At 29.7% G+C, this 19,531-nt stretch carries 18 protein-coding genes; 2 read left to right on the forward strand and 16 right to left on the reverse strand.

Annotated features, from left to right (window positions below):
- Positions 1 to 79: 79 nt before the first annotated feature.
- The 3 genes from bilR to DWZ53_RS01785 form a co-directional block, all read right to left on the reverse strand.
- Positions 80 to 2,059 (reverse strand): bilirubin reductase, long form, encoded by a 1,980-nt coding sequence (gene bilR / locus DWZ53_RS01775; RefSeq protein ID WP_118431406.1) that lies wholly within the window; start codon positions 2,057 to 2,059, stop codon positions 80 to 82.
- 4 nt (positions 2,060 to 2,063) lie between these two features.
- Complete coding sequence (locus DWZ53_RS01780; RefSeq protein WP_118431408.1) at positions 2,064 to 3,974, reverse strand: FAD-dependent oxidoreductase; 1,911 nt, start codon at positions 3,972 to 3,974, stop codon at positions 2,064 to 2,066.
- A gap of 120 nt (positions 3,975 to 4,094) precedes the next feature.
- Positions 4,095 to 5,147 carry a response regulator transcription factor gene (locus tag DWZ53_RS01785; protein WP_118431410.1) on the reverse strand — a complete coding sequence of 351 codons (1,053 nt, stop codon included), beginning with the start codon at positions 5,145 to 5,147 and terminating at the stop codon, positions 4,095 to 4,097.
- Between the two features lie 90 nt (positions 5,148 to 5,237).
- Between DWZ53_RS01785 and DWZ53_RS01790 the strand changes: the two genes are divergently transcribed.
- The gene (locus tag DWZ53_RS01790; RefSeq protein WP_233541807.1) at positions 5,238 to 5,876 is read left to right on the forward strand and encodes a GDSL-type esterase/lipase family protein; all 639 of its coding nucleotides are present in this window, start codon (positions 5,238 to 5,240) and stop codon (positions 5,874 to 5,876) included.
- 34 nt (positions 5,877 to 5,910) lie between these two features.
- On the opposite strand, the gene fic is transcribed toward DWZ53_RS01790, so the two are convergent.
- From fic to DWZ53_RS01840, 10 genes are all read right to left on the reverse strand, one after another.
- Positions 5,911 to 6,516 (reverse strand): protein adenylyltransferase Fic, encoded by a 606-nt coding sequence (gene fic, locus DWZ53_RS01795; RefSeq protein WP_118431414.1) that lies wholly within the window; start codon positions 6,514 to 6,516, stop codon positions 5,911 to 5,913.
- 77 nt (positions 6,517 to 6,593) lie between these two features.
- Positions 6,594 to 7,712, reverse strand: a complete 1,119-nt coding sequence (locus DWZ53_RS01800) for an aldo/keto reductase (RefSeq protein ID WP_118431416.1) — start codon at positions 7,710 to 7,712, stop codon at positions 6,594 to 6,596.
- Positions 7,713 to 7,776: 64 nt separating this feature from the next.
- Positions 7,777 to 8,154: a nuclear transport factor 2 family protein gene (locus DWZ53_RS01805; RefSeq protein ID WP_118431418.1), complete on the reverse strand. Its 378-nt coding sequence runs from the start codon at positions 8,152 to 8,154 to the stop codon at positions 7,777 to 7,779.
- A gap of 418 nt (positions 8,155 to 8,572) precedes the next feature.
- Entirely contained in the window at positions 8,573 to 9,214 is a 642-nt protein-coding gene (locus tag DWZ53_RS01810; protein WP_158575439.1) for an HAD family phosphatase, read from the reverse strand.
- A gap of 2 nt (positions 9,215 to 9,216) precedes the next feature.
- Positions 9,217 to 10,212: an SIS domain-containing protein gene (locus DWZ53_RS01815; protein ID WP_118431422.1), complete on the reverse strand. Its 996-nt coding sequence runs from the start codon at positions 10,210 to 10,212 to the stop codon at positions 9,217 to 9,219.
- Between the two features lie 17 nt (positions 10,213 to 10,229).
- Positions 10,230 to 11,057: a PTS system mannose/fructose/sorbose family transporter subunit IID gene (locus DWZ53_RS01820; protein ID WP_118431447.1), complete on the reverse strand. Its 828-nt coding sequence runs from the start codon at positions 11,055 to 11,057 to the stop codon at positions 10,230 to 10,232.
- Positions 11,044 to 11,811, reverse strand: a complete 768-nt coding sequence (locus DWZ53_RS01825; protein WP_118431424.1) for a PTS sugar transporter subunit IIC — start codon at positions 11,809 to 11,811, stop codon at positions 11,044 to 11,046. Before DWZ53_RS01825 ends, DWZ53_RS01820 begins: the two co-directional genes overlap by 14 nt.
- Positions 11,812 to 11,826: 15 nt before the next feature.
- On the reverse strand, positions 11,827 to 12,297 hold the full coding sequence (locus tag DWZ53_RS01830; RefSeq protein ID WP_118431426.1) for a PTS sugar transporter subunit IIB: 471 nt from the start codon (positions 12,295 to 12,297) through the stop codon (positions 11,827 to 11,829).
- Positions 12,298 to 12,307: 10 nt separating this feature from the next.
- Positions 12,308 to 12,721, reverse strand: coding sequence for a PTS sugar transporter subunit IIA (locus DWZ53_RS01835; RefSeq protein ID WP_118431428.1), 414 nt, complete (start codon positions 12,719 to 12,721; stop codon positions 12,308 to 12,310).
- Positions 12,722 to 12,897: 176 nt separating this feature from the next.
- Complete coding sequence (locus DWZ53_RS01840) at positions 12,898 to 15,573, reverse strand: sigma 54-interacting transcriptional regulator (RefSeq protein WP_118431430.1); 2,676 nt, start codon at positions 15,571 to 15,573, stop codon at positions 12,898 to 12,900.
- Between the two features lie 137 nt (positions 15,574 to 15,710).
- Here DWZ53_RS01840 and rpoN point away from each other — a divergent pair, with 137 nt between their 5' ends.
- Positions 15,711 to 16,943: an RNA polymerase factor sigma-54 gene (gene rpoN, locus DWZ53_RS01845; RefSeq protein WP_118431432.1), complete on the forward strand. Its 1,233-nt coding sequence runs from the start codon at positions 15,711 to 15,713 to the stop codon at positions 16,941 to 16,943.
- Positions 16,944 to 17,126: 183 nt separating this feature from the next.
- On the opposite strand, the gene DWZ53_RS01850 is transcribed toward rpoN, so the two are convergent.
- The 3 genes from DWZ53_RS01850 to DWZ53_RS11095 form a co-directional block, all read right to left on the reverse strand.
- Positions 17,127 to 18,365, reverse strand: a complete 1,239-nt coding sequence (locus DWZ53_RS01850; RefSeq protein WP_118431434.1) for an MFS transporter — start codon at positions 18,363 to 18,365, stop codon at positions 17,127 to 17,129.
- A complete protein-coding gene (locus tag DWZ53_RS01855; RefSeq protein WP_199589023.1) occupies positions 18,355 to 19,203 on the reverse strand; it encodes a zinc dependent phospholipase C family protein in 849 nt (282 codons plus the stop codon). The genes DWZ53_RS01850 and DWZ53_RS01855 overlap by 11 nt, the downstream gene beginning before the upstream one ends.
- A gap of 67 nt (positions 19,204 to 19,270) precedes the next feature.
- Positions 19,271 to 19,441, reverse strand: coding sequence for a hypothetical protein (locus DWZ53_RS11095; protein WP_158568150.1), 171 nt, complete (start codon positions 19,439 to 19,441; stop codon positions 19,271 to 19,273).
- Positions 19,442 to 19,531: the final 90 nt, after the last annotated feature.

The following is a 19,531-nucleotide window of genomic DNA, read 5'->3' on the forward strand; positions in this document are numbered from 1 at the left end:
TTTCACTGACCCCCAGCCTAGCTGGGGGTTTTATTGTAAGACAAAAATACCCTACAGTCTATCCTGTAGGGTACAATTATTATTCAATATTGTTTGCGGCTTGATATCCACTTCTAATAGCACTAGCAATATCTGCTGTTTTCTCTCCTGAACAATCACCGGCATTTACAAAAGGAATTATTATTGTTGATTCATCAAAGATATTTTTCTTTGATCCTAATGCATTAATAATTGTATCAGCTTTAATTTGTTCATTTTCTGTATAAACAATATTGTTTTCAATATGGTCAACTTTAGTGTTCACTAATTGTTTTACGTTGTGTTCTGCAAAATCTTTCATCATTAATGGTAAAACAGTTGTTGATTCACCAGAAGCAATCTTATCCATCATTTCTACAATTGTGACATGATGTCCTTTGTTAGCTAAATATTCTGCTGTTTCAGCACCTACAAGACCTCCACCAATGACAACACAATCACCTTGGACTTCTTGACCAGCTAAAACATCCCAGCTTGAAACAATATGACTCTCATCATGAGGAATTGGCATTTCCATATTATGTGCTCCAATCGCGATAATCGCATAATCATAATGATTGAAATCTTTTACTTCTTCATTTAAATGAATATCAACATTTAATGTTGGTAAGATTTTTTGATAGTATTCTACACTTCTTAGTATTTCACTTTTTCTAGGTGGCATTGCTGCAATATTAATTTGACCACCTAAATGATGCGTTTTTTCAAATAAAGTCACTGTATGTCCTTTAATAGCTGCTACTCTTGCGGCTTCTAAACCAGCAATACCTCCACCAATGACAACTACTTTTTTAGGATGATTTGTTGGTTTGATTGAAATTGTTGCTTCATTACCATTTTCAGCATTTAATACACAAGAAATGTATTGTCTATTTTGAATAGCATCAACGCAACCTTTGTTGCAGTTTAGACATTCTCTAATACATTCTCCTCTTTTTACTTTTAAGGCAATATCAGGATCAGTTAATAAAGAACGACCATAACCGATCATATCAGCATCACCATCATTTAAGATTTTTTCACCAGCTTCTACTGTGACTACTCTTCCTACTGTCGCAACCGGAATAGAAACAGTATCTTTGACTCTTCTAGCAATAGGTAAAGTCCAATTATAAGGTACATCACCCATTGGAGGAATGGTATCTCCCATATTGCCTGTATGATTGGCTTGGGCTACTTGAATCATATCTACGCCAGCTTTTTCTAGTAACTTAGCAAAAGCTACACCTTCATCTGCTTCTAAGCCACCTTTTCCTCTAAAAGAACCATCTTGATTAACAGTGATAATTGGTAATTTATATTCAATCGTTAAATCTGGAGCAGCTTCTTTAATAGCCTCAACAACTTCTAAAGCATAACGTGTTCTGTTTTCAAAACTTCCACCATATTCATCACAACGATGATTAAGTACTTTTGAACATAATGATCCTAGTAGTCTATCACCATGAACTTCAATAGCATCAATACCCGCAAGCATTGCTTTATGCGCACAACTTGCGATACTGTCTTTAATTTGCGCTAATTGTTCATGAGTCGCTTCACTAACAAAGTGTTGCATATCATGATGTAATTTAGCATAAGCATCTTTAGTAATCTTTTGTGCTAATTCGTTTTGTTCTGTAGCTTTTGCTTCATCCCCTTCAGCTTTGGCTTTAGCCACATTTTGACGAGCAATACCAGCATCCATAATCATTTTTCCTACACCAGGAACATCATATTCTGGATGGAATAATTGTAAAGCGACTTTACAATCATATTGATGTAATGTATCAGCTAGTTTTTTAAAGGCAGGAATTTGTTCTTCACTATAAAGTTTAGGAGTTGGTGAAGCAGTACGTACTGGGGCTACATCTCCAATGACAATATAAGAAACACCACCTTTAGCTAATCTTTCATAAAAACTTAAACTTCTTTGTCCAATAGATCCATCTCTTTCTTCATAACCTGTTGTAAGAGGTGGAAACATAATTCTGTTTTTTAATGTCATCTTTCCTACTTGGGTTGGTTCTAATAGTTTCATTTCATTAAATCTCCTTTGTTATATGATATGCATTTGTAATAGCATCTTTAAGTGTTCCTACTTTTTGACAATCACCAATTAAATGGGCATTTTCAAATGGTAACGCAATTGGATTATAACCTACAGCAAACACTAATGTATCGACATCATCTAAAACATATTCTTGATTATTTTTTTCATATTTAATGATATTTTCATCTACATATGTCACTTTAGAGTTTAATTCAATTTTAACTCCTTTTTCCATCATTCTTCTTGTAAGTAATGATTTTGTTGCTCCAGATTCTCCCGCCATTAAACCATTTGTCATTTCAATTAAAGTGATATCTCTATTTGTAGGGAATAAATCATTAATTAATGGTGCTAAGTAATCTGCTGTTTCACAACCAACAGAACCTCCACCTATAATAACAATCTTTCTACCTGGGAATTTCTTTCCTGATAAAATATCATCCGCTGTCATAGTTTGTTTAAAGACTTTATAAGGTTCAATTTCTTTAGGTGTAGCTCCTACGGTTGTAATGATTTCATAATCTTTAAATTCACTATCTATCATTTCTGGTGTTACTGTCGTATTTAAACGAACATCTACACCTTTTAATTGACTCTTCATAAATTTAACAACTTTAGTAATTTCTTGTTTACCAATAGGTACACAAGCAATATTTAATTGACCACCTAAACGATCACTTTTTTCACATAAAACAACTTCATGTCCACGTTTTTTAGCGACATAAGCAGCTTCCATACCAGCTGGTCCACCACCAATAACAAGAACTTTCTTTTTAACTGGCGCTTCGTCAATTTCTTCTTTTTCTACAGCAGGATTGACTGTACAACTAATGGGTTTACCAAACATGATTCCTGTTAAACATCTACCACAACCAATACAAGGTCTAATTTCATCAGTTCTTCCTTCTTTTGCTTTATTCGCAAATTCACTATCACATAGATTAGGACGTCCAATCATACAAGCATCACATTTTCCATTTGCGATTAATTCATCTGCTACCCAAGGTTCATTGATACGAGAAACGGTTGTGACTGGAATAGAAACATGTTTTTTAATTTCTTCACTAGCATGCATATGTGGGGCTGGTGCTGTTCCACTAGCAGGCATAGAACTTCCTCTTTTAATGGTGTTTCCTCCTGATACATGAATAAAATCTACTGAAGCTTTTTCTAACTGTTTAGAAACATAAATCATATCATTAAGAGTAAGTCCACCATCACTGTATTCATCTCCAGAAATACGCACATCAATGATAAAATCTTGACCACATTGTTTTCTTACTTCTTCTATGACTTCTAAAGTTAAACGTAATCTTCCATGAATATCGCCACCATATTCATCGGTTCTTTTATTATATAAAGGTGTTAAAAATCCTCCTAGTAAACCATGAGCATGGGCAGCTTGAATTTCTACACCATCTCCCCCTGCTTTTTTAAAACGTAAGGCCGCCTCACCAAATTGTTTAACAATGACTTTTAGTTCTTCTTTCGTTACTTCTCTTGGAGCACTTTTGGCGTAATAAGGTCCTACATTAGATGGGGCAATAAGTTGAGGTGTTCCCGGAATAGGAAAAGCCATATAAGCAGGATGAAATAATTGTGATAAGATTTTAGTATCATATTGATGTACAGCATCTACTAATTTTTTCCATCCTGGAATATAAGAATCATCATAAATTGACATATCTCCAGGTAAATATGTATAAGTAGGTTCTACTGTGGTAACTTCTGTTACAATCAGTCCTACTCCTCCTTTGGCACGGGCTTGATAATGTTTGACTAAAGCATCCGTTACATATCCTTTATCAGCTAAATTGGTTGATAAAGGCGGCATAAAAATACGATTTTTAACTGTTGTATTACCTATTTTAATAGGTGTAAATAAATGTTCATAATTGTTCATACACATTCCTCCACTCCTTTATTTTATCATATCAGTTATATGAAAACGGTATCATTAATAGATAAATACTCCCTCTTTTTGTCATGCAAAAATAAAAACAAGGACAAAATTTAGTCCTTGTCAGCAATTATTTGATTTAATCACCATTTGATTATTTTCTTGATGAATTTGTTTGTTTGATACTTCTTTTATCACATAAGTTATTTCATCATTTTGTTTAGTTATCATCATATTTTCATCTTGATAAACGAGCTGATCAACAATCAAATGTTGAATAAGTTCAATTTGTTTTTTATCTAACTGCATACTTTGTACTTGTTGATCTTTATTGTATTTTAAATTATTTTGAAATTGTTTACGATAAAAACTTGGGGTAATGCCATAAAGTTCTTTAAAAGCCTGGCTATATGCTTTAGCACTATTCATCCCACATGCAAAAGCAATTTCCTCTATTGAATCTTTACCAGCCAGTAAGGCTTCTAACGAATGTCGTATTCTTACCATTGCAAGATATCTTACAAAATTCACACCTGTATATCTTTTAAATAATCTTGATGCATAAGAAATACTAAATGATAAGTTTTGTGCTATATCTTCTAAATGGATATCTTGTTGATAGTTTTGATCAATGAATAGTATGGCTTTCATATAGTTTTCATGATTTTTAGATGAAAGGGGTAATTCTTCAAGTGCGAACTTTTGATTATGACTGGCAATATAAATTAAAGAGGTTAAAACCTGATTAAGTTCATAAAGATTATTTGTTCCTTTTATAATCTGTAAAAAGAGAATGCCTAATTGTTGTTGAATCTTTTCAAGAATCACTTTGTTTTGTTTTTGATTACAAATAATAGAAGTAAAACTATGAGATACATCTCCTACCATATAATGTGGTAAATAAGAAAAATCTAAATGAACTGTAAGGATAATACTGTCTTGTTGTAATGGTTTTATCATATGAATATCGTAAGGCGCAATAAGGGCTAATTCATGAACATGAATGATAGATGATAAATGTTCTGTCGTTACTTCATAGCTTCCTTTTAATACATAAGAAATTTCTAAACTAGATTGTCTTGAAAAGACATGTCGATCAAATTGATTAATACTTAAACTGATAGGATATTCAAATTTCTGACCGGAAAAGTCATAATAATAGTTCATATTTTGCATGATCTTACCTCATTTCATATATTTTATTATACCACTTATTCATCAGTGTGTTTATAATAAAGATAAGAGGTAAAAACAATGAGAGAAAACATGAAATTTTTAACAAACTATTATCAAATAAGAGAAATGACAATTCAAAGAATGAACGAAATCATTCAACAAAACAAAACATCTATTCCTGGAGGAACGGTCTTTTTTGGAGATTCTCTTACTGAATTTATGGATATTGATCGTTATTTTCCAGAAATAAAGAATAAGTATAATTGTGGTATGGGTGGTATTACTTCAACTATGCTACTTCATTTTATTGATGAGGGTGTCTTAAAATATCAGCCTAATCAATTAGTTTACATGATTGGTACAAATGACTTAGGGAAAACTGTGATGCAATCACCTCGTGATATTGCAATCAATGTCAAAGAACTTGTAGAAACCGTTCATTATAATTTACCTGAATGTCAGATTTTTGTCGTATCACCTTTGCCATGTCTAGCAAAACATGACTATAAACATACTGACGGTGTTTTAAGAAGTAATGATTTATTAAAGATGATCTTTAAGGAATATAAAAAGACAATTCCTTATGATTATGTTACTTTTATTCCTGCCTATGCTTCATTATGTAATAAAAAAGGTGAACCAATAGAAGCTTACTATCAAGATGGTTTACATATCAATCATGATGGTTATCTTCAGTATACTCAATGTTTAAAACAATATATATTATAAAAGGTAAGAAATTTTATTATTTCTTACCTTTTATCTATAATTCTTCTGTTTTATAAGTCATGTATCCTTCATAGTAATAACTATGATCAATGCCTTTCATATATACTTCTCTACTATGAATTTCATCTGTTAAAGCATTCTTTAAAAGATATTTAATTTCTATATCCTTTATAGGACTTCTTTCCATAGCTAATAAATAATCTTCTTTATCTACTTGACTCCAATCAATCACTTTTCCTATTTCATTTTTTAAAATATGATCTAACCAAATACGTGTACTTCTGCCATTTCCCTCTCCAAAAGGATGGGCAACATTCATTTCAACATATTTTTCTATGATTTCATCAAAGTTTGATTGTGGCATATCATCAATATTCTTTAGTGCTACTTCAAGATACATAACAGGTGCAAAACGAAAGTTACCTTTAGCGATATTAACAGCTCTTAGTTTTCCGGCAAATTCATAGATATCTTCAAATAAATATTGATGAATTGTTTGTAATGTAGAAAACTTACCTGATTCTAATTGATCTAAGATGTTGTTTTCAAATAATTCTACTGCTTTTTTTTTACTTATTCTTTCTTCTTCACGTGCAAGATCAGTTGAATTATTAATTCCAAGTTTATTATCCAACATAATAATCCCTCATTTCTTTAGTTACCATATTATACCATAAATCATTATAGAAAAAGGTAAGATTTTTTTTACCTTTAAATTTATAAATTATTAATATCATGTATCACACGTTGTAAGTCTTCTCTGATTTTAATTCCTTGTGGACAAAGTTTTTCACATTTACCACATTTCTTACAATATTCAGCTTGTCCTTTTTCTAAGTTTTTATAACGTCTTATAGCTGTATCTTTTAAAGACAACATAGCATATTCATTCCATAACTTAAAGTTACCTGGTATATCGACACCAAATGGACAAGGCATACAATAACGACATCCTGTACAACCATTATTGGTTCTTGCTTTAATCATTTTTGCTACCTGATCTACTAATTGAGATTCTTCTGTTGTTAGTGGTTTAAAATCTTTAAATGTTTTTAAATTATCTTCTACTTGTTCATAAGTAGACATCCCACTTAAAACAACTTTCACATTAGGTAATGACGCTACAAAACGTAATGCCCAACTTGAAATACTCGCATGAGGATTATAGTCAGTAAAGACATGAGCAATATCATTTGATAAACTAGCTAAAGCTCCACCTTTAATTGGTTCCATAATAACTAATGGTACATTTTTTTCTTCTGTAAGTTTATAACCTTTCATCCCCGCTTGTATATCAGTATCAATATAATTCAACTGAATTTGACAAAAATCCCAATCACGATAATTAAGAATTTCTTCAAAGACTTCATAATCATCATGAAAAGAAAAACCTAGATTTTTAATTCTCCCTTGTTTTTTAAGTTCTTCACAATAAGGAAGAATACCTAAAGCTACTACTTTTTTCCATGTATCTTTATTTAAAGCATGTAATAAATAAAAATCTACATAATCAACATCTAATCTTTTCATTTGGTTTTCAAAGATTTCTTTTGCTTGTTCTAATGAATCTATTTGAAACATCGGTAGCTTCGTCGCTAAATAAAAATCTTTTCTATTATATTTTTTTAATACTTTTCCTACAAAGGGTTCACTTTCTCCATCATGATATGGATAAGCTGTATCAATATAGGTTACACCTTGTTCCATCGCATGATCTATCATTCTTTCTGCTTCTTTTTCATCAATTGTCCCATCTTCATTTTTAGGAAAACGCATGCAGCCAAACCCTAATAATGAAGGACTAACACCTAATTTATCAATTTTACTATATTCCATCCTGATAACCTCCTACATTTAACCTAGTTCTATTTTAAATCCTAAAGTGTACTTGAGGTCAAGATTATTTAGAATAATGAACATGCATTAATTTCCATCCATCATCTTCTTTAACAACAATTTGAGTTTCTAATCCTTGAATACCATATTCTTCTTTTGTTTGTCTTCTTATACATTCAGTATGATATTTAAAAATAACGATTGCTGTCTTTTCATCAATATATCTTATATTGATATCTTCAACGATTAAATCAATACTTTCATAGTGTTTTTGAATACCACCTATTAGAAAGTCCTGATAAATAGCATCTGTTCCTTTAAATTGATTTGTTAATGAAATAAGGACATTTTCTTGATGTGACCATAATGCCTTAAATTCCTTTTCATTTTGATTATGGATAGCCTTAGCATAGTCATAAACTAATTTTTTTATTTCTTCCATAACAATACCTCCTCTATATTATTATATCTTTGTAAAGGGGAAAAGGTAAGAACCATTAGTCCTTACCTTTAATCTATTTACAAATAATCTGATGGAAAAATAGTTGTAATCTTTTATACGTGATGTGAATATTTATCTTTTAATAAAAAGTAACCTAGTAAAGATACTCCTATAGCAAGTATGTACCATACTATACGATTCGTATCTCCTGTAAAGGGGAATTTTAAATCAAGCTTGTTAACATTTTTATCTTTATATATAACATCCTACCATCAATTTATGGCTATATTCTTTTTTAGCAAAAACATCAAAATAAATAGCATAAATATTTTCACATTCAACAATTATGCTATTTTTTACAAAATCTAATAAAAAAGTATCTGCAATATTCAGATACTTTATGTAAGGTTAGATATTTTTATTTTAGATATTTAATGACTTCTACTAAATCGTTAATAATATGAGTGGCGTGACTTTGATCAAGATTTAAGATTTCATCTTTCAAAGCTATCACTTCTACATTTGCATTAATTGCAGCCTGTATCCCATAATACGAGTCTTCAACTATCAGCGTCTCATCTTTTAAAGAATTTAATTGATTCATAGTGTATAGATATATTTCAGGATTTGGTTTACTTTCCTTAAATTGGCTACCACTTGTAATAAGATCAAAATATTGTTCTAAATCCACACTATTTAGCGCTTGCATAATGAGTGTCTTTGGGGAGGAAGATGCAAGTGCTATTTTATAGCCATGATTTCTTAAATATATTAACAATTCTCTAACATGAGGTTTTAAAATAGATTTGTAATCTCGATATATGTGACTATAATAGCTTTTTAAAATATCAACAAACTCATTAAAAGGAGTATCATATTTCCACCATTGATAGACAATTTGATAAAACTTATTATTATCTACACCAATGACCTTTTTGCACATGTCTTTTGTAATACAAATATTATTTTGGTTAAAAAATTCAAGCAGCTCTTTCATATACATCTTTTCGCTGTCAAATAATACACCATCCATATCAAATATAACTGTTGTTTTTTTCATCATTAATAATCTAATGCTTTATAATAACGTCTAATATCAATTGGATGACGTCTGCAATGTTCTAAATGTACATTTAATCTCATAAATGCTGATCTCATCATAATTGGTGATAAGATACCTCTAAATTCATCACTAATTCCTTTTAATTGGTAGTCTTTAGTATCAAATACCGTAACTTTCGCGCTAACTCGATGTACAAAATTTTCAACTCTATCCATTTCTGGTCTTGTTGCATCTTCTCCTTTAATAAGGATAACCGGTACATCTCTTTCGATAACTTCTAATGTTCCATGAAAGAAATTTGCTGCTGAAATAGGTCTTGTTTTCATCCATTGCATCTCTTCCATAATACACATTCCGTAACATACTGCCCAGTCTTCTAGATTACCTGATGCTACTAAATACGTGATAGGTTCATCACAATACTTTTCTGCATAAGCTTTCATCTTTTCATCAGCATCTTTGTAGATTTGTACTACATTTTCTGGCATGTTTTTGATTTTTTCCATCAATTGATCATACTTATCAAATTGTCCTGCATTTTTCATAAAACGTAATACTACTGAATACCACCAATAATATTCACCACCTACTGTATTAACTAAATAATCTACTTTTTTAGCTAATGGTGAATCTAAAACTTCGACATATCCCATGACTTTAGCTCCAACTTCGTGAGCTTTATCGATGGCTTTTTCAATTTCTATTGTATTTCCTGATAGTGATGCAATAACTACAATTGAATCTTTATCAAATTTTGCATTTCCTTCATATAGAAAATCTGTTGCATTTTCAAGATACAATGGCAAATTGCAACCTAATTGTTTTGCAGTATGCATAATTTGTCCTGCATATAATAATGTTCCACCAATTCCAAATAAGAATATATTTGAATAACCTTTTTGACATACTTCATCTACAATTTTTTCTACTTCTGGAATTAAATTTACTCCATTTTCGTGTTCTGTTCTTACTCTGTTTTCATCGAAATTTAACATTTTCTTATCCCCCTATATTATCCTAATATTCCAAATTGTGCACAGAAAATTCCAAATACTGCTGTTCCAATAATAATCCACATAATATTAATATTTTTTCCAAGTAATTTATAATAAATTCCTGTAGCACCTAAACCTAACATACCTGGCATAATACCATCCAATACTGTTTGAATTTTTGTTGCTGAATCGCCACTACCAATAGCTAATGATGTTGTTACTGACACAAGTTCATTTGTCATTCCACCAATAACCATTACCCCTAAAATAGCTGCTGCTAACATAAATTTCTGCATTAAACCAGATTTTTGAATTTTTTCTAAATAAGTAGCTCCCAATTCGTAACCCTTCATAGCACAAACATATCTTAAAATAAATGCTGGTATATTGAAGATTAATAAGAATAAGATTGGTCCTAAAATGCTACCTTTTAACGCTAATGATGTTCCAATACCAACCGCTAATACTCTTAATGTTCCTAGCAATAATGAATCTCCTATACCACTTAATGGCCCCATTAATGCTGCTTTAACTGCATTAATTGATGATACATCAAAATCTTCTTGTTTGGTATTCATTTCTTCCATTGCAAGTGTAATTCCCCCAACAAACGGTGAAACATGGGCAGTGATATTAAAGAATTCAAGATGTCTTTTTAATGCTGCTTTTAATCCATCTGGATCATCTTTATAAATTTTTCTTAATCCTTGAGAAATCATTGTACAGAACCCCATATGCATTTGTCTTTCATAATGCCAAGAGAATTCCATCGGTAATGATCTCCAAAACATTTTTTTAAGATCTTTTTTTGTAATGACTGAATTTTCATTATTAGAAGTCTTCATCTTCATCATACCCTCCTTCAGTTACTAAATTATTATTGTCGTTAAAGTTTACACGTAAGAATACTGTAATCACACCAATGATTGCAATTCCTACTACTGGTACTTTGAAATATGCTGATAATACAAATCCTAAGAAGAAGAATGGTACCACTTCTTTATTCATAATCATTCTTGCTAACATAGCAAATCCAACACCAGGTAGTAAACTACATGCAATTGATAAACCATTTGTAATGACTTTTGGAATCGCATTGACAATAGCTTGCATTTGTGAACTTCCTAATGAAAATCCAAAGAAAGTAATTAAGAATAATGCTGTACATGTAATAAATCCTGTACCCATATGTATAATCGTAATCGCTCTTGCATTTCCTTTTTCTGCGTATTTATCTGCAAGTTTTCCCATAAATGGTCTTACGATTGAAAAAATAACATTATCTACAGCTTGTGCTAATAAAGCAATTGGAAACGCCATTGTAAAGGCAATTTCAGCACCTTTTCCTGTTGTGATTGCAAAAGCAGTCCCAAGTACACCACCAACAAATACATTAGGTGGAATAAACGCACCTACTGAATATTGTCCTAAGAATGCTAATTCTAATGTAGCACCAACAACAATACCTGTTTGAAAATCACCTAAAATCAATCCAACTATTGGACCTAGTACAATAGGTCTTTGAATCATATTTGTTCCTGTTGCTAAATCGCATTTCCCAATAAAAGCAACTAAACCTAATAAAAACGCCTGTAACATATATCTTTCTCCCTTCTATATAACATCTTTTGCTAAAACCTTCTTTTCTGTTGGAACCATTCTAATTTCAACTTCATAGTCTTTAGCAATTAAATCTTTTACTAAATCAATTTCTTTTGATGTCAGATTAACAGCTTTAGAAATACTTTTTGTATTCTCTGTAGCTTTTGTTCCTCCTAAAACAACATTATGAAATTGTTTTGTTTCTGTCATAAGACGATATGCATCTTTCACGCTTTCTACAACTACAAATAATTTATATTTGTCAGTTACACCACTATTTAAAGCAGTAATACTATCGTCAATAGACTTAATAACAAGCTTAACACCTTGTGGCTTAGCCATCTTGATAGCCATCTTTTTTAATTCATCTTGCATAACCCCATCATTAGCAATCAATATACAATCTGCTTCAAGATAACTCGTCCAAGAGAAAGCAACTTGACCATGCAACAAACGATGATCAACTCGTAAACCTTTAATCATAAATTACCTCCTAAAAATCTTCCTCTTCAATCTTTTTTCTAGCTAACTCCCTATTCTTCAAAGTAATACCATCTTTAGCATGAGATAAAATTGCATTTAAATCGATGTTTCCGGAACTCACCGCTAAAACAATTTCTAATACCAAATTCATGTTCATACCCGAGAAAATATCTACATTGTCATAAGTACACGTCTGCACTAATGCGTTATATACACTTCCTCCTTTGATATCACAAATAATGATATACTTTTCATTGCTTGAACTTATTTCCTTTTTAAGCTTATCAGCGTAATCGCCAGGATTTGCACCAGGATATAAACTAAATGTTTCAACATTCTTTGCTAAATCACCAACAATCATTTTCACTGAATCTAACATTCCCTTTGAAAGTTCACCATGTGACGCTAAAATAATCTTGGTCATACATTTCACCCCTTTCGCTTATTTACTAGCAAGAACTGTGCCAATTTCGTCATTTTAATGAAATTAATTAAAAATGTTCTCGTTAATTTACCAGCAAGAATCATGCCAATTTGACATGTTTTGATAGATTAAGTTTGTCACTTATATACAAGCAAAAAGCATGCCAACTTGGCATGCTAATCATTTTTTATGTATTCAAAAATATACTCTATTTCTTCAACTGGTATTTCAACATTATAGTAATTTTCTACATTTTCCATTGCTTGTTTTAATAATGTTATAAATTGGGCATGTTCACTAGCAAAATTTTCATCTGCAAATGCGGTAATGGGTTGTTTGGTAACTAATCTTTCTACTAAACAACATATATGAACATATAATCCAAAACACGTTTGATTTTTGAATTTTTTATTCATTAATTGCTGTAAAACATCTATTCCCAATGAAACATGCTCTAATAGTTTATTAGGATTTAAAATTGTTAAACTATTAATAACATTAGAAAGCGAGAAATTCTTAACTATATTTTTTTCAAATAAAAGCATTTGATTTTCATTTAAATAATCTTCAAAATAATTTTTTATTTTATTAAATCCTTCATTTAAAATTAAATCTTCTATCGCTATAAAATGATAGTCATCAATATTAGGATTTAATGTTCCAATCACACAAACCACTTTATAATCTGAAAGAAAATCATCCGAAGTATGCTGCTTAATTAACGTATGATAATCATATGCTATCACATTCATTTTTATATCTTCTGGAAGTGAATCTAAAACAATATTTTTTAATTTATGTGCTGTCCCCATTCCACTAGCACAACTACATAAAATAACAGGTTCCTTCTGATAATTCATTTCAATATGAACATTATAATGATCCTGTTTTTGAATGTTATCAAACAACTCTTTCATTGGTTGATTTTGAATGATTCCTTGTCCTACTGTTAAAGCCAATTTAGTATTAACATTATTAATAAGTGCTATATCTATATTGTTATTTTCAATTCCTTGATATATTTCCTCTAAAGATCCCATATCTACTAGAAGATAAACTTTTTTTACATTACCAACATGAGATATAAAATCATTTACTTTCTTTGTTATTTGATTACTGTCTACATCTAATGGCATATCCAAAGCATCAAATATATATTTATCTAATAGCCTGTTAACTGCATCAGCTATTGAACTAGCCGTAGAATAACCATGCGCCAAAATAATAGCTATTGTCATATCATTATTCTCATGATTAACATATTTTACCAAGCATAATAAAATAATAAACTGTACAAATTTATCAATGCTATTATTAAAATTATCTTTAAGGTACTCAAAGATTTCTTTAGATATTATATATTCCTGGTGATATTTTGATTGCAAAAAGCTTTCTAACTCATCAATATCTTCTTTGTTTTTATTAATCCAATTAATAATGTGGTAAGTGTTACTATTGTATTCTAATATGTAGTTTGCAATTGCTACTAATTCATTATGAGACAAATGAAAACCATATCTACTTGTTACAATTTCAAATATTCTATTTACTGTTTCCAAGAAATATTTTGTTCTTGCCACATCACTTTTATTAAAAATAATCTTAGAAAAATAATCATCAATTTTTTTCTTTGCTTCAGCATAATAATTATGATTTTTCTTTATTGATAACAATTCATTATATACTTCAAGAATAATTGATTGTTTCGATGTTGGAAGCAACATATCAAGATTCATCATTTGGTGTTTCTTCATAACCAATCGATTGATATCAATTGATGATACAACATTATCTGGCAAGTCATAAGTATGAATTTCTAAATCGTCATTTTTACTATTAAATAAAGCACTAACACAACTGGCTTGAATTGTATTACTCAACTCCCCAATATTTCCTACAAAATCGTGATTAAGAAGTATCTGATAAACATTAGAAGAAATTTTTATTTTTTTATTTATTCTTTTTTCTTCTTTTTTATATAGTGAATATATAAGTTCTAATTTTTCATTACTTCCCCTTTGACTTAATGAAGGAATCTTTAAAATAACCGGGATTCTTCTAATCAATGTTTTTAACAAGACCTTCTCTGGTTCCTCTGTTGTTGCAAAAATAATTCTACATTTAGACTGATACCATTTATCATTATCACCAACAAGATGATATATACCTTGATCCATATATAAAAATAGTTTTTCTTGACACTCTGCTTTTAAACAATGAACCTCGTCTAAAAATAAAACTCCTCCATTTGCATAATGAAGCAACCCCAAATTATCTTTATCAGCACCAGTAAAAGCCCCTTTTTTATAACCAAATAAATTTGCTGTTAATAATTCGGGGTTATTAGCATATTCTGAACAATTAACTTGAACAAACTTAGCATCTTTACTAATTAGATCAGTATTTTTACAATATTCGTATGTGAGTTTAGCCATAAACGATTTTCCTGTTCCAGTAGGTCCATAAAGTAATGTAGGTAAACCATGTGGTGGATAGGATACAATTGCTTTAACCTTTTCAACTATTTGATTCATACTTTCATCATGACCTATTAATTTTTCAAAATCTTTTTGATTATTGTGATTAAATAAGATCATTAACTCTTCATATCTATCAAATTCGTTTTCTTTTATTTCTGTATGATATGTTCTCTCTAAGTATTCTTTTTCTAAAAATAAGAATGGTTTTGATTTGATTTTAATTAATATATGTTGGTTACACATCTTATTTAATAACAGAGTAATTTGATTTTTACTGATATGTAACTCTTGTGAAATATTTTGTACATTGCATGATTCGAAATCTTCTTTTTCCATTAAGTTGATAATATATTGTTTAATTTTCTCTTCCATCTCATTCACCTACTTCTTTATTATCTTATGTTACCAAAATAAAGAAAGTCAAGATTATAATTTTTCTAAAAACAATTCTTAAAAGTTGGCATGAATTTTGCTAGTATATAGATGAAAAAGTAAGGTCGGTGGTATATATGAATCAAAAAATTATTTTTTCTCAAACATTGAAACAGACATTTAAATTAAATCATACTTTAATTAACTCTTTAGATTTTCTAAAGTTAGATAATTATGAAATTGCTCAGTTAATTAGTAAAGCCTTACAAACGAATCCCTTTTTAGAAATCAACACTAACAATGGAGAAAAAGTTGATTATGAAAATAATTACATAGAAAATATTTCTACTTCTTTGTCTTTAAATGATGAGTTGCAAAAACAATTACTTACTGTTCCACTCCCATACGATAAATCTATTATGAACTTTTTAATTGATTCATTAAACAGTCAAGGATTTTTAAGTTATAGTGAAGAAGAATATTTATCTTTCTTACACATTAACAAAGAAACTTTCTATTTTCATGTGCATATTTTACAATCCTTAGACCCTTCAGGTGTAGGTGCTTTTGATATCTATGATTCCATTTGTATTCAGTTAAGAAAACTAAAAAAACATAATACTTATAAAATGTTGAGAAAATATAAAGAATACATTCTCTCTTATAATTATCAAAATATTATGACTCATACTTCACTTACAAAGGATGAAATAGATAATATATATCATGATATACGACTATGTAACTTGTATCCTTGTAGCCAATATAGCAAAGATAATAATAATATAATACAACCAGATATTAGTGTTTTTATAGATGATAATCAAATTATGATTGAACCATTTAATCAACCCAATATTATGATTAATCATGATTTATACAGTAAAGTAAAAGATAATGAACAAATGCGTGACTATTTTAAAAATGCCTCATTTCTAATCGAAAATATAAATAAACGCAATCAGTCATTATTATTAATCAGTAATGCATTAGTAAATATTCAAAGAGGTCATTTCCTATACAATGATGAACTTATACCTTGTACTCTCCGCGATTTATCACAATTATGTGGTTATCATGAATCAACCATTTCTAGAACTTTAAATAACAAATATTATCTATTTAACAATGAAGTATATCCTTTAAAGAATTTAATGGTTTCTAAAACAAATATGGGTGATAGTAGCGATGCAATAAAAAAAGCAATCACGCTTCTTATTGAAAATGAAAACAAAAATCATCCTCTCTCAGATCAAAAACTAGTGGAAGAACTTGCTGCAATGGATTTGTACTGCTCAAGAAGAGCTGTCACAAAATATCGTGAGCAACTACAAATAGCCTCATCATTCAAACGGAAAAATAGAATTTAGAAGTCATATTTGACTAACGTCAAAAGAAATATTATGTAATTAGAATAATTTTTAACAAAAAAGGTAAGGATTGGCAGATCCTTACCTTTTTTTTGATGTGTTTGCTAAGCAGTTCACGTTGTAATCATAACACGTCTATTTTAACTTATCAATATTCATTATCGTCATTTATCAAGTTTTTTATTATTCATATTTTTTTGATTCTGCCATCCTAAAAATAACGATTCCTAGTACAAAAAATAATGAAATAGCACCTAAAGAAAGATTAAGCTTTCCTGTCCATTGTGATAGTAGACTAACAACTGTTGTCCCAATAAAAGAAGCACCTTTTCCACATACATCCATTAATCCAAAATACTCACCAGACTTTTGAGATGGGATAATTTTTGTAAAATAAGATCTTGATAAAGATTGTATTCCTCCTTGAAACATACCTACTAAAACAGCAAGAACCCAAAATTGCCATTGTTGGGTAATAAAAATAGCAAATATAGCAATTCCCAAGTAAGCACAAATACAAACTGTTACTAATTTTGCTGTATCATAACGCGATGATAATCTACCAAATAAAATAGCAAAAGGAAAAGCAACGACTTGAGTTAATAATAATGCTAATAATAATCCGGTACTTTCAAAACCTAATGCTGTTCCATAGGCAGTAGCCATATCAATGATTGTATAAACCCCATCAATATAAAAGAAAAAGGCAAGTAAGAATAGAAATATCTTTTTTTGTTTTCTTACATTAATAATGGTGTCTTTTAATCTTTTAAAACTATTTTTTATAGCTTGTGGTTTTCTTTCAACATAATATTTTTGTTTATATGTTTTTAAAAGTGGAATGGTCATAATAAACCACCAAGCAGCAATAATAATAAAAGAAAGTGTCATGGCTGTTTCCATCTTTATTCCTATTGATGATGAACCCAGTACAAGAATAAGACATAAAACAAAAGGAACACAACTGCCAATATATCCCCAAGCATATCCTTGAGAAGAAACATGATCTACTCTTTGAGGAGTTGTCACATCTGTTAACATAGAATCATAAAATATTAAACTTGCTGAAAAGCCTACTTTAGCTATAAGAAAGATAATTAAAAATACTAACCAATATGTAGTAAATCCTAACAATAAACAACCTATCGTACCAATTAATAATGTTATTGTAAAAATAGGTTTTTTAAAACCTTTCGTATCTGCTACAGTTCCAAGTATAGGTCCTAAAATAGCAACAATCACTGTAACAATCGATGCTGTATAACCCCAATATGCTAAATAATCTATAGAAGATAAACCTGCTTTTTGAGATAAATAATTAAAGTATATTGGCATAATGGTAGAAACCATCAAAACAAAAGCTGAGTTACCTACATCATAGAGAACCCAATTTTTTTCTTCTTTTGTCATTTTAAACTTCATTTTTTTGCTCCTTTTTTCCACTAAATGTATAATCATAAAAATCATTTAATAATGCTTTATCTAAAATATATTGGTGGTATTCTTCAATCAGTTGGATTGCTCTTTTTTTAGCTATCTCATATAATTCGCTTAGTTTTTCAGTGCTATCTTGACAATCAGGATTAGCCTGATAGTTCACTAATAAGCCATGCATTTCTTGATAATTACCGGTTATATGTAATAAAGCATATATAAGCTTTCTTTTCAGCTTCGTTGGAGCAATCAATAAATGATTATATGTTTTCATTTCTTGTAATGCTTTTTCTATTTGTTTTGGTGTTGTTCCTTTAAAAAAAGGAGCTATGACTTTACCTTGTAAAGGTGTAGAAACAATATGATTCGTTAACTGATGATAGATGGGATTCCAACCATCTTTTATCATTAAATAACGATCAAATTCAACCTCTATTTCAGTATGTGAAATATGACTGGTTGCTATTTTTTGATCAATATAACCATGACACGATGCATCTAATGCAAAATGACAAATAAAACCAAAAATATAAGCTATTGCTTTTTCATCATGATGAATGATTTCTTTTGCATATTCAAAAAACTCTTTACCCGTATGTTCATGCATTTGATATCCTATAGAATTGACATTATTCATTTTTAATGGATGATAGTAAAATAAAATATCTGGACCATGCAACCCTATATCATATAATGTTTTATTTTTAATGATGATTTGTTTTAAATCATCAGGTATTTCTTTTAATACTTCTTGACCTAATCGATAATGTGCATATGTAGATGGCATATCACTTAACCTTCCTTCTCTATTTTCAAATTCAATCATAAGTGAATAAATTTGACCCAACTATCAACTTTATGAAAAGAAATGTTAAGTTATAGTAAAAAAGAAGTTAGCTATTTTGACATACTCTATAAATAGTGACGACAATAAATAAAAGAATAGATAATTCTAAATATTCTATATTCAATACTTGCTTATAAAACCAATCAACTACGATAAATAATAACGGAATTCCTACCCAAATCATTGTTTCAATCAAATGATGCTTTTTTATATCCACTTCAATCACCTCTTAACAAGATGTTACGCTTTTTTATGTTAAGAAAATATCATGTAAATGTAAAAAAGAACTTCATTTTTTGAAGTTCTA

The sequence above is a fragment of the Coprobacillus sp. AF33-1AC genome, assembly GCF_003475785.1.
Lineage (GTDB): Bacteria > Bacillota_I > Bacilli_A > Erysipelotrichales > Coprobacillaceae > Faecalibacillus.